Below are 12,027 nucleotides of genomic sequence, written 5' to 3'. Positions count from 1 at the left end.
ATTCTGCGTCAGGATGAACCTATGACACAGGACGCCTTTGCCGAAGCCCCTATGCTGTTTGATACGGACGAAGCGCCGGCGCAGCCGCTGCCGAGTGGTCGGTTACCCTCCTACATCAAAGACCACCGCAAGCGGCTGCGCGAACGGTTCATGACCGGCGGGTCGTCCGCGATGCCGGATTATGAACTGTTGGAACTGGTCCTGTTCCGCTCAATCCCGCGCCAGGATGTGAAACCTCTGGCGCGGGTGCTGTTGGATGCGTTTGGCGATTTCAACCGTGTTCTGACAGCGCCCGAAGACCGGCTGCGCCAGATCAAGGGCGTGGGAGATACGGTGATCACGGACTTGAAAATCCTTGAAGCCTGCGCCCATCGCATGGCCCGCGCGCGGGTGATGCAACGTCATGTGATCTCGGGTTGGGACGCATTGCTGGATTACTGCCACACCACGATGGCGCATCGTGAGACCGAGCAATTCCGCGTCTTTTATCTGGATCGCAAGAATGTCCTGATCGCGGATGAAGAGCAGGCCAAGGGCACGGTGGATCACGTTCCTGTCTATCCGCGCGAAGTTGCCAAGCGGGCGCTGGAACTCAATGCGTCGGCCCTGATTCTGGTGCATAACCATCCGTCCGGGGACCCCACGCCCTCGCAGTCGGATATCGACATGACCAACCGGATGCAGGACGCATGTTCGGCGCTGGGGCTGACCTTGCACGATCACCTGATAATCGGCAAATCGACCGAGCTCAGCTTTCGCGCGCAAGCGTATCTGTAACGGCTAACGGATCCAAACCTCGACCCGGCGGTTCACTTTGCGACCCCATTCTGTGTCGTCGCAGGCCATGGGCATGGCCTCGCCAAAGCCGTCAACAGCGATTTCGATGCTGTCGGGGATGCTGGTTTCAATTGCGGCAAGTACCGAATTGCGAATCGTTTTGGCACGCTGCAAGGCAATACGCGCGTTGGCAGTGGCCGCGCCTTCGCCATCACTGAACCCGATAAAGGTCAGCTGGCGGGCATCGAGTGTTCCGCTTTCCAGTACCTGTGCCAGTTGCAGGATGTTGGAGCGCGACTGAGCATCGGGCCGCGATGATCCGGCTTCGAACCGAAATGACAATGACAGTCGTGACAACGGGCGCAGCGTTTCAATCATTCGCTGCAACTCTTCCAACCCCACCTCGGCTCCGCCGGTGCTAATAGCATTGGCCAGCCGATCACCCTGAAGACCGACCCGAATGGTTTCAGGCGACTGATCAACAAACCCCGCCCGCCGGATGATCATCTGCGCTGCATTGCTTTGGATATAGGCGAGAAACTGACGTGCGGCTCGTGGCAACCGCCGCTGAGGCAGATACAGGAACATGGGCGAGGTCAGCGGATAATCCTCGGTCTTCACCGATTGCCGCGTAGCGGTCAACGCATGACCGCAGCCTCCCGTCAAAGGTAGAGCGCGCGCCTTTCTGGCTTCGGCATGGCTGGCGATGCCGATGGCGAACGGATCGCCGGCAACCGCGCGGTCCAGATCGCTGCTGCGTGTATGGCGCGAGATTTCTTTGGAAATCTGTGCATTGGCAGGGGACAGAAGCACATCCTCGACCGACTGAACCAGGCCTGATCCGGCCTGTGGTAGATGCAGGGTTATCGGGGCGTCGGGGCCGCCCAGCTCGGCCCAGTTGGTAATCTGGGCCGCAAAGACCTTAGCCAGATCAGCCAATGAGATTTGCCGCACCGGGTTGTCTGCCGCGACAACTGGCACCATCGCATCCAGCGCCAATACGCGTGATCGGCGCGCCTGTGTCAGATCACCCAGGCCAGCATCACGAGTCAGCTGTAGTTCATCAGGGCGAATCTCACGTTGCGCCAGCACGATATCTGCGGTGTTTGCAGCCAGATCGGCAAAGCCCTTGGCCGTATCCGTTGCCTGAAACATCAACCGGGCCAGCGGGGGCTGACGATCCGGGTGATGCAGCGCATAAACATGCTGTTCCCCGATCTTGTCAGGCGACGATAGAGTCAATCCTTCCTGTGCGGCAAATCCCTCTGCCAGTGCGGGCAGCAGAGTATCGGCCATCACAGATGAGCCCGAGAACCGGATTTCGGCCACAAAATCGATCAGACTGGGACAGGCAGGCCCGTCACAGGTGACGCCTGATCCATCGACCGTCAGCTCGCCGAACCGAGTATCGACACGGTAAAACTCGCCATCATATCCCAGCAGGGTTCCGACCACTTCGACTTTGCCGTCATGCGAAGTCAGAATGATGTCCTGCGCGGTGGCACCCTGAACCGACGACAGGGTGAAAAGCGCGGCCAGCGCCGCACGAAAAATTTTCATAAGAAGACCGTAGACCTGCCTGCTGCCTATTTGGCGGCGATTGTCAGGTCTGAGAACAGATTATTCAACACCAGAAAATCACCCACGACCTCGCAGCCGGGCATGTCCAGCGACAGATCGCGCGAGCGAAGGCGCTGATCGGCGCGCCATTCCAGCGATTGCACGTTCAAAGCCTTGCCGCAATTTGACTTGGTGACTTCGGTTTCTACCGACAATTCGATCGTTCCCGCCTCTGTCGCAGACTGAATCGGGAAGGAATAGACCTCGATTTTGCGGGCGGCGTCCGAACCGCCCTGACCCAAATGTATCACCGAACCTGCTCCGCTGGTGTCGGACCCAGACCATACATGGCCTTCTTCTCCATAGCCGGCGCCGAATTCCAGCGCATGAAGCTGCAGGTCGGTCTCACCCTGCCATTGTAGCGCAATCCGGTTGAAGCTGTTGATTTCGGGTACGTGGGTTGTCGCAACCGTGCCTTTTTCGTCCGGCAACGAGATCAGGAAAATGGCGTATTCGGACAGCGCTGGGACAGTCAGGTTCAAGCCGCCAAGCGCATCGGTCTTGGTGCTGAAAACCAGCCCGTTGTGATGAATCTCGATGGTTTCGTCCGGGTTGCAAGGGGCTTTGACCCGCAGCCGGACTTGGGCGTCGGGCACTGCCAGAGCGCGCGCGCTCAGATCACAATTAGACGGCAAATGGCTTTGTTCTGGGGTCGGGGCCGAGGGTTCGGGCAAGATTTCATTGCGCGCTTCCGTTGGGGAGGAAGAGGTCAGAACAACGCTTTCGAGTCCGGCTAGGCCGGTCTCCTGTTCCGAGATCGAAGCCACGCGTTTAGCGCCCGGTTCAGCGCCGCGTTGTTGCGCCGATCCGCTTTGCATCAGATACCCGATGGCCAGGGCACAGGCAACGGTTCCACCCGTGGTCACGTAGTTCTTAATTACAAACAAGACACCCTCCCCAGTTGAAGGAGCGAGTCGCAATCTGATGTTGAATCACGGCCAATATGTGGCCGTGAGGCGGACTCATTGTGTCCGTAATCGGGTGACGTTAGGTCAATCTGCCATGGCAGTGTTTGAACTTTTTGCCTGATCCGCAGGGGCAAGCGTCGTTGCGTGACGGGTTGCCCCAAGTTTTTGGATCATCCTCGACAAAGCCGGGACGGGCATCGCCTGATGCTCCGGCCTCGGCCACCGCTTCGGCTTGACTTGCGGCCTTGTCCACTTCTTGTTGCGTCTGCACCTGCTGTGCCGCCATCTGCGCCAGCATCTCTTTCTGTTCTTCTTCGCTCAGGGGACGCACACGCGACAATTGCTGCGTGACCGTTTCGCGCAACGAATCCAACATCGATTCGAACAGTTGGAAGCTTTCGTTCTTGTATTCGTTCAATGGATCGCGCTGGGCATAACCCCGGAAACCCACAACCGAACGCAAGTGTTCCAGTGTCAGCAGATGCTCGCGCCACTTACCGTCGATGGTTTGCAGCAGAACCTGTTTTTCGATGTTGCGCATGTTCTCAGGGCCAAAGGCGACCGCTTTCTGCGCCATCATCTCGTCAGCGGATTTGATCAGGCGTTCGCGGATCTGTTCGTCATCCACACCTTCTTCGGCAGCCCAGTCCTGGACGGGTGCGTCAATGGTCAGTTTATCCTTGATCGCCTCGTGTAACCCGTCAGTGTCCCATTGATCTGCATAGGATTTTGGCGGCATGAACTCGTCGATCATGTCGTCGATCACCTGCTCGCGCATATCCGACACGACTTCTGACAGATCATCCGCCGACATGATCTCGCGCCTCTGGCTGAAGATCACCCTGCGCTGATCGTTCATAACATCGTCGAATTTCAACACGTTCTTGCGCATATCGAAATTGCGGCCTTCGACCTTGGACTGCGCCCGTTCCAGCGATTTGTTCACCCACGGGTGAATGATGGCTTCGCCCTCTTTCATGCCCAGCGTGGTCAGCACCTTATCCAGCCGTTCCGAGCCGAAGATGCGCATCAGGTCGTCTTCGAGGCTTAGATAGAATACCGTGCGACCCGGGTCGCCTTGGCGGCCCGAGCGGCCGCGCAGCTGGTTGTCGATGCGACGGCTTTCGTGCCGTTCCGAGGCCATGACATAAAGACCACCGGCCTCAATCACCTTTTCCTTTTCCTCGGCGTGGCGCGCTTCTTCGGTGGCGCGCAGTTCGACCGGGTCGGCGTCGGGGTTTTCGGCCAGTGCCTGCAGAACCTTCATCTCGACATTGCCACCCAACTGAATATCGGTGCCCCGACCAGCCATGTTGGTGGCGATTGTCACGGTGCCCAAACGGCCCGCATCGGCCACGATCTGGGCTTCCTGTTCATGCTGGCGGGCGTTCAGAACGTTGTGTTCGATGCCTTCATCGGTCAGCAACTGGCTGATTACTTCGGACTTCTCAATCGACGTGGTGCCCACCAGAACCGGCTGACCTTTCTCGCCTGCCTTTTTGACCTGCTTGAGGATCGCCTCGTATTTTTCCATCGTGGTGCGATAGACCTGATCGTCTTTGTCGACGCGGGCAATCGGCTTGTTGGTCGGAACTTCGACTACGCCAAGACCATAGATTTCGGCAAATTCCTCGGCCTCGGTGAGCGCGGTGCCGGTCATGCCGGACAGCTTATTATACAGGCGGAAATAATTCTGGAAGGTCACGCTGGCCAGCGTCACGTTTTCGGGCTGAATCTGAACGCCTTCCTTGGCCTCGATGGCCTGATGCAGGCCTTCCGACAGGCGGCGGCCCGGCATCATCCGCCCGGTGAATTCGTCGATCAGAACCACATTGCCATCGCGGACGATATAATCCTTGTCGCGCTGAAGCAGCTTGTGCGCACGCAAGCCCTGATTGACATGGTGCACCACGGTGGTGCTTTCGGGATCGTACAGCGAATGGCCATCGGGGATCAGACCCGCCTCCAGCAACTGCTGTTCCAGGTACTCATTGCCCTCGTCGGTGAAGGTCACGTTGCGGGTCTTTTCGTCCAGGGAAAAGTGATCCTCTTGCAGGGTCGGGATCACCGCATCGATGGCGGTATACAGGTCCGACCGATCCTGCGCGGGCCCCGAGATGATCAACGGCGTCCGCGCCTCATCGATCAGGATCGAATCCACCTCGTCCACGATCGCGAAATTGTGGTGCTTCTGGTACACCTGCTCCAGATCTGCCTTCATGTTGTCGCGCAGATAGTCAAAGCCCAGCTCGTTGTTGGTGGCATAGGTGATGTCGCACTTATACGCCGCCAATTTTTCGGCGTCAGGCTGGCCTGACCATATCACACCGGTAGTCATACCCACAGAGGCAAACACCTTGCCCATCCAGTCCGAGTCGCGCTTGGCCAGGTATTCGTTCACCGTAACGATATGTACGCCCTTGCCGGTCAGCGCGTTCAGATAGGCCGGGAGGGTGGCGACCAGCGTCTTGCCTTCACCCGTCTTCATTTCCGAGATATTGCCCTGATGCAGAAACGCGCCACCCATCAGCTGCACGTCAAAGGCCCGCAGACCCAGCGCGCGTTTGGCGCCTTCGCGGACATTGGCAAAAGCTTCGGGCAGCAGGTCATCAAGTGCCTCACCGTCCAAAGCGCGTTTGCGCAGCTCGGCGGTTTTTTCGATCAGGCCCTCATCGGACAGTTTCTCGAACTCGGGTTCCAGTGCATTGATCTTGTCGACCAGCGGGCGGGTCGCCTTGATCTTGCGGTCGTTCGGTGTTCCGAACACCTTTTTGGCGAGCGTTCCGAGTCCCAGCATGTTCACTCCAGCGGATCTGTTCTTTTCGTGGTTGCGACAGTCTTGCCCACCTTGCGCGCAACCCATAGATACGGGGGGTGAAAGGTGGCCCTGTCCAAGGCTTCAAAGCGATGTAAGCGGCAGGTTCTGAAGTGTCAACGCCACGCCCCGTTGTGGCAAAGAAATAGGATGATTCCATGCCCAAAGGCCTCACTTTTTTGCCATCGCTGGCCCTGACTGCCGTGCTGGCCTTGCCACTGGCCGCCGAAACCAAGCCCGACGCCTCGACTGTTGTGGCGCGGGTTAATGGCGATGAGATCACATTGGGTCACGTCATCGCCACCGCATCAGCTCTGCCTGCGCAATATCAGCAGCTTGAGGACGATGTGCTTTATGACTTTATCCTCGAGCAATTGGTCCAGCAGCACCTGTTGAGCCTTGAACAAGACAAATTGAACACGCTGAATGCACTGCGGCTGGAAAACGAAACCCGATCCCTGCGTGCCGTGCAGACCGTCGAGGCGCTTACAGCAGCAGCTGTCACGGATGAGGCCGTACAGGCCGCCTATGACTCGCAATTTGCTGAGTTCGAAGGTGAGGACGAATTCAACGCCAGCCATATTTTGGTCGAAAGCGAAGATGAGGCTAAAGCCATCAAGACTCAACTGGACGAAGGCGCGGATTTTGCCGAACTGGCGAAAGAGAAATCAACCGGCCCTTCCGGTCCCAACGGTGGCGCACTGGGTTGGTTCGGCAAGGGTCAGATGGTACCCGAATTTGAAAATGCGGTTGTGGCGCTGGAAAAAGGCAGCGTTTCGGACCCGGTGCAGACGCAATTTGGCTGGCACTTGGTCACGCTGAACGACAAACGCAAATCACAAGCGCCCGAGCTTGAGGCGGTGCGCGAAGAACTGGCCCAGACCATTCGGCAGGAGGCGATTCAGGCCAAGGTTGACGAGCTGACACAGCAGGCAACGATCGAACGACCCGCGCTCGAAGGGGCTGGCCCCGAGATCATGCGCCAGATCGAGCTGCTGCAGGAGTAAGCCCCGTGGCCACGATTACCAAGGTATCCCCACTGGCCCCTGCGGCCTTCCCCGAATTGCCGGCGATTGACGGCGTGCGCTTTGCCACTGTCGAGGCAGGCGTGCGTTATCAGGGGCGTACAGATGTCATGTTGGCCGTTATGGACCCCGGCACCTCGGTCGCCGGGGTGTTTACCCGTTCGGCCACGCGCGCTGCCCCTGTTCTGGACTGTCAGGACAAGATTGGCGGGTCTTCAGACGGGCCAGCGGCGATCCTTGTGAACTCGGGCAACGCAAATGCTTTCACCGGCCACCATGGTCAGACTTCGGTGGCCGAGGTGACTCAAGCCGTCGCTAAAGCGACCGGCGTCCGGGTCGAGCGTGTCTTTACGTCTTCCACCGGGGTGATCGGTGAACCGTTGCCTCATGAGCGCATTGTGACGCAGCTAGAGGCGCTGAAATCCGGCCTTAGCCGCCACGCCGTCGAAGAGGCGGCGCGGGCGATCATGACCACGGATACCTTCCCGAAAGGGGCATCTGCACAGGTCGAAATTGATGGCAATACAGTCTCTATTGCAGGGATTGCGAAAGGTTCCGGCATGGTCGCGCCTGATATGGCGACCATGTTGGTTTACATCTTCACCGACGCGCGGGTCGAGCAATCTGCCTTGCAGGCGATGTTAAGCGCGCAAACGGACAGGACCTTCAATTGCATCACTGTGGACAGCGACACTTCGACCTCGGACAGTCTGTTGCTGTGCGCAACTGGGGCCTCGGGCGTCGATGCCACGGGTAACGCAGCCTTTGCTGAGGTGCTGGAAGGAGTCATGCTGGACCTCGCGCAGCAAGTGGTGCGCGACGGTGAAGGGGCCACGAAATTCGTAGAAATTCGTGTGACCGGAGCGACCACAGACGCCGATGCCAAGACTCATGGGCTGGCGATCGCCAATTCCCCTCTGGTCAAAACCGCCATAGCTGGCGAGGATCCGAACTGGGGCCGTGTCGTCATGGCCATAGGCAAATCCGGCGCCGCTGCGGATCGCGACCTTCTCAGTATCTCCTTCGGGGATATCCTTGTGGCCGAAAAAGGCTGGGTCAGCCCGGACTACCGCGAAGAAGATGCCGCCGCTTATATGAAAGGCCAGGACCTGGTGATCGCGGTCGATCTCGGCCTGGGCGAGGGAAAATCCACCGTCTGGACCTGCGACCTGACCCACGGCTATATCGAGATCAATGCGGATTATCGCTCGTGAAAACAGTTCTGGTTTCTGCGGTCGCCCTGATCGATATCGAGGGTCGCGTCCTTTTGGCGCAACGTCCCGAGGGTAAATCCATGGCCGGTCTCTGGGAATTCCCCGGCGGCAAGATCGAACCCGGCGAAACCCCCGAGGCCGCGTTGATCCGCGAATTGCATGAGGAACTGGGTATAGGCACCTGGGCCTCGTGCCTTGCGCCCTTGACCTTCGCCAGCCACAGCTATGACGAATTCCACCTGCTGATGCCGTTGTTCGCCTGTCGGAAATGGGAAGGAAACCCGCAATCAAATGAAGGGCAGGCGCTAAAGTGGGTGCGTGCGAATGACCTGCGCAACTACCCCATGCCTGCGGCTGATGTTCCGCTGATTCCAATTTTACGAGATTGGCTATAGGCGCAGGATTGGAGCCGCTGTTTCAGAGAGATTAAGGGGTTTCGGCTTACCAATGTTCTCAACTACGCTGAAAAATCCGAGCTGCCTTTATCAACGGTTCGACATACACGCCGAAAAGTGTCCGATAGTCCTCGGTTTCCGGCCCGATGCCAAATTGCAATTCTTCCCGGCCTTGGGGAACATAGAGCGTCCCGCCCATCCGATCCCAAACGGCCAGTCCGCCCCCCATGTTCTTGTCCCAATGTTTGGGGTCGCTCGAATGATGAATCTGGTGCATGGCCGGTGAAATCAGCCAATTCTCGATACGCGGACCGTAGCTGACCCAGATGGGGCTGTGGCGTAAAACACCGCCGATCAGGTTGGACCCAAAGAATATGACATTCGCGCCGCCGATCTGATAGGCGGTCAGGTGATCACCAAACAGGCCTATGAAGACACCATTCACAATTGCCGCCGCACCTACCGCACCAAACCCGTAGAAAACGGCATCGAACGGGTGGTGCCGCTCGGCTGTTGCAAAGTTCAGGTGTTCTGCCGAGTGATGTATCTTGTGGAATTCCCACAGAAACGGAACCTTATGCTGCAGGTAGTGCATCCACCAACGCATGAAATCATTCACGATATACAGCGTAACTGTCAGCGCGACAGCGACCCAGACCGAGCCACCTTCGCTTTGAAGGTCTGCACCCAAAGATCTGATACCATCAGCGATTACAGGGGTCAGTTTCCAAAGTGTGTTGACGATCCAGTCGAGGGCAAACACAAAGATGATCGGATTGATCAGGAGGATGACGTAATCAATGAACGCCGAGCGAGACCCCCAGACCTCTTTCCTGAAGAAAACTGAATGAAATCTTCGGTCATCGCCACCTATCCGATGGGCGACGATCGCTATGGTCATACCGCATAGGACATACACCCAGAAATGTCGCAGGTTTGCGTTATCCGTAATACCCGAGAGCTTGGATACGGCTATCTGAGTTAATTCTGACAGATCCATTGCGCCGTACCTGCACGAAGTTCACCACATATGTTCGGTCGCACATAAAACCGGCGGAAATATGGCGCCTTAGGTCGTGACTTCTGACTGTGGCAGCTACGGTTACAATTCTATGAATCGGCTTCGGTCATAGCTGCCTGTTACAATTCGTAAGAATTGAGAAAACATCAGGAAAAAGTTGACGTTGATCTTTCCCACGTCCCTTATCGGGACATCGGCATCCGGGGCGCGTTACCCGTCTGTCGTTCCGGCCCGGGGAGGGGTCGGATGGGGAGGAGAGAAAGATTGGCTCAAACGCAGTTGGGCGCTGAAGGGATGGATTCCCTTCCGGCGCTGCTACACCGCAATGTGACCCAGTTCGGGGATGCCCCGGCCTATCGGGAAAAGGAATTCGGGATCTGGCAATGCTGGACCTGGGCGGAAGCCGCCAAGGAAATCCGCGCTATTGCGCTTGGGTTTCTGGAGTTGGGCGTTGAGAAGGGCGATCATATTGCGGTAATCGGGCGCAATCGTCCGGCGCATTACTGGTCGATGGTCGCAGCGCAGATGGCGGGTGCGGTGCCGGTGCCGCTCTATCAAGACGCGGTTGCCGAAGAGATGACCTATGTGATGGAGCATTGCGGCGCGAAATATGTTGTCTGCGGTGATCAGGAGCAGGTCGATAAGGTCATCGAGATTCAGGAAAACGTGCATCAGATCAAGCACATCCTGTACACAGACAAGCGCGGGATGCGAAAGTATGACCACTCGCAGATGAATGCTCTGGACGACATCAAGGCCGAGGGCCGCGCCGGCCATGCACGGTTTGATGCTGAGCTCGACAAGCGTATTTCCGAGATCACTTACGACGACACCTGTGTGATGCTTTATACTTCGGGCACCACGGGCAAACCCAAGGGCGTTGTACTGTCGAACCGCAATGTCATTGAAAGTGCCAAGAACTCGGCTGACTTTGACCATCTGAACAGGAATGAGGATATCTTGTCCTACCTGCCGATGGCGTGGGTAGGGGATTTCATCTTTTCCATCGGTCAGGCTTATTGGTGCGGCTTCTGCGTGAATTGTCCCGAAAGCGCCGACACGATGATGACCGACCTGCGCGAGATCGGACCGACCTATTTCTTTGCCCCGCCGCGCGTGTTCGAGACACAGCTGACCAATGTCATGATCCGGATGGAGGATGCGGGCAAGCTGAAGCAGCGCATGTTCCACCACTTCATGGCGCACGCCAAAAAAGTTGGTGGCCTGCTGCTGGACGGCAAGCCCGTGGGTTTCGGCGACAAGTTGAAATACGCACTGGGCAATCTTCTGGTCTATGGGCCGCTCAAGGACACTCTGGGCTATGGCCGCTTCCGTGTCGGTTATACGGCCGGTGAGGCGATCGGGCCTGAGATTTTCGATTTCTATCGTTCGTTGGGCATCAATCTGAAGCAACTTTACGGTCAGACCGAGGCGACGGTTTTCATCACTGTCCAACCCGATGGCGAAGTGCGTGCCGATACCGTTGGCGTCCCTGCGCCGGATGTTGAACTGAAAATCGACGATAAAGGCGAGATTTACTATCGTTCGCCCGGGGTGTTCGTCGAGTATTACAACAACCCGGATTCGACGGCCTCGACCAAGGATGCCGAGGGTTGGGTCGCGACGGGCGACGCCGGGTTCATCGAAGAGAACTCGGGTCATTTGCGGATTATTGACCGCGCCAAGGACGTCGGCAAAATGGCCGACGGGTCGATGTTCGCGCCGAAATATGTCGAGAACAAACTGAAATTCTATCCCGATATCCTTGAGGTCGTGCTGTTCGGCAATGGCAAGGACCGCTGTGTCGCTTTCATCAATATTGACCTGACGGCAGTAGGGAATTGGGCCGAACGAAACAATGTGGCTTATGCATCCTATCAGGAGCTGACCGCCAATCCACGTGTGTTAGAGACGATCAAGGCCCATGTGGAAGCGGTGAACAAATCAGTTGCCGCCGATGAGATGCTATCGGGGTGTCAGGTGCATCGCTTTGTTGTTTTGCACAAAGAGCTGGATGCCGATGATGGCGAAATGACCCGAACCCGCAAAGTGCGGCGTGGGTTTGTCGAGGAGAAGTTCAGCGACATTATCGCGGCGCTTTATGACGGATCACCGAGTGTCTCAACCACGACCGAAGTGACCTATGAGGATGGGCGCAAGGGTTCGATTTCTGCGACGCTTGCGATCGTGGATGCGCCGGTTGTGCCGGTTGCTCAGCATAAGGTGGCGGCGGAATGAGGGCCGTTCGAGCG

At 57.4% G+C, this 12,027-nt stretch carries 9 protein-coding genes; 5 read left to right on the top strand and 4 right to left on the bottom strand.

Going from position 1 to position 12,027, the window contains the following annotated elements; genetic code table 11:
- Window positions 1-21: 21 nt before the first annotated feature.
- Window positions 22-777: a RadC family protein gene (gene radC, locus BLU89_RS14050; protein WP_074737470.1), complete on the top strand. Its 756-nt coding sequence runs from the start codon at window positions 22-24 to the stop codon at window positions 775-777.
- 3 nt (window positions 778-780) lie between these two features.
- Here radC and BLU89_RS14045 read toward each other — a convergent pair whose 3' ends face one another.
- The 3 genes from BLU89_RS14045 to secA all read right to left on the bottom strand — a co-directional run bounded on the left by BLU89_RS14045 (window position 781) and on the right by secA (window position 6,102).
- Window positions 781-2,337 carry a phosphate ABC transporter substrate-binding/OmpA family protein gene (locus BLU89_RS14045; RefSeq protein ID WP_074737469.1) on the bottom strand — a complete coding sequence of 519 codons (1,557 nt, stop codon included), beginning with the start codon at window positions 2,335-2,337 and terminating at the stop codon, window positions 781-783.
- Window positions 2,338-2,363: 26 nt separating this feature from the next.
- Window positions 2,364-3,284 carry a hypothetical protein gene (locus BLU89_RS14040; protein ID WP_074737468.1) on the bottom strand — a complete coding sequence of 307 codons (921 nt, stop codon included), beginning with the start codon at window positions 3,282-3,284 and terminating at the stop codon, window positions 2,364-2,366.
- A gap of 100 nt (window positions 3,285-3,384) precedes the next feature.
- Window positions 3,385-6,102 carry a preprotein translocase subunit SecA gene (gene secA / locus BLU89_RS14035; RefSeq protein ID WP_074737596.1) on the bottom strand — a complete coding sequence of 906 codons (2,718 nt, stop codon included), beginning with the start codon at window positions 6,100-6,102 and terminating at the stop codon, window positions 3,385-3,387.
- Window positions 6,103-6,278: 176 nt separating this feature from the next.
- On the opposite strand from secA, the gene BLU89_RS14030 reads away from it, so the two are divergent.
- Genes BLU89_RS14030 through mutT form a run of 3 tightly spaced genes read left to right on the top strand, consistent with a single transcriptional unit; the run spans window position 6,279 to window position 8,754 of the window.
- Window positions 6,279-7,127, top strand: a complete 849-nt coding sequence (locus BLU89_RS14030; protein WP_074737467.1) for a peptidylprolyl isomerase — start codon at window positions 6,279-6,281, stop codon at window positions 7,125-7,127.
- A gap of 5 nt (window positions 7,128-7,132) precedes the next feature.
- Window positions 7,133-8,359: a bifunctional glutamate N-acetyltransferase/amino-acid acetyltransferase ArgJ gene (argJ, locus tag BLU89_RS14025; RefSeq protein WP_074737466.1), complete on the top strand. Its 1,227-nt coding sequence runs from the start codon at window positions 7,133-7,135 to the stop codon at window positions 8,357-8,359.
- Window positions 8,356-8,754, top strand: coding sequence for an 8-oxo-dGTP diphosphatase MutT (gene mutT / locus BLU89_RS14020; RefSeq protein ID WP_074737465.1), 399 nt, complete (start codon window positions 8,356-8,358; stop codon window positions 8,752-8,754). Before argJ ends, mutT begins: the two co-directional genes overlap by 4 nt.
- Window positions 8,755-8,812: 58 nt before the next feature.
- Here mutT and BLU89_RS14015 read toward each other — a convergent pair whose 3' ends face one another.
- On the bottom strand, window positions 8,813-9,754 hold the full coding sequence (locus tag BLU89_RS14015; RefSeq protein WP_083347760.1) for a sterol desaturase family protein: 942 nt from the start codon (window positions 9,752-9,754) through the stop codon (window positions 8,813-8,815).
- Between the two features lie 315 nt (window positions 9,755-10,069).
- On the opposite strand from BLU89_RS14015, the gene BLU89_RS14010 reads away from it, so the two are divergent.
- Entirely contained in the window at window positions 10,070-12,013 is a 1,944-nt protein-coding gene (locus BLU89_RS14010) for an AMP-binding protein (RefSeq protein WP_176797712.1), read from the top strand.
- Window positions 12,014-12,027 lie beyond the last annotated feature (14 nt).

Source organism: Ruegeria halocynthiae, assembly GCF_900106805.1.
GTDB classification, from domain to species: domain Bacteria; phylum Pseudomonadota; class Alphaproteobacteria; order Rhodobacterales; family Rhodobacteraceae; genus Ruegeria; species Ruegeria halocynthiae.
Note: the sequence above shows the minus strand (reverse complement) of the source record. Positions and strands in the feature narration are given on the sequence as shown.

Bases quoted from the DNA above. Each gene is read 5' to 3' on its own strand.
- secA (WP_074737596.1), bottom strand. From the start codon at position 6,102: ATGCTGGGACTCGGAACGCTCGCCAAAAAGGTGTTCGGAACACCGAAC.
- BLU89_RS14030 (WP_074737467.1), top strand. From the start codon at position 6,279: ATGCCCAAAGGCCTCACTTTTTTGCCATCGCTGGCCCTGACTGCCGTG.
- radC (WP_074737470.1), top strand. From the start codon at position 22: ATGACACAGGACGCCTTTGCCGAAGCCCCTATGCTGTTTGATACGGAC.
- BLU89_RS14015 (WP_083347760.1), bottom strand. From the start codon at position 9,754: ATGGATCTGTCAGAATTAACTCAGATAGCCGTATCCAAGCTCTCGGGT.
- BLU89_RS14010 (WP_176797712.1), top strand. From the start codon at position 10,070: ATGGATTCCCTTCCGGCGCTGCTACACCGCAATGTGACCCAGTTCGGG.
- BLU89_RS14045 (WP_074737469.1), bottom strand. From the start codon at position 2,337: ATGAAAATTTTTCGTGCGGCGCTGGCCGCGCTTTTCACCCTGTCGTCG.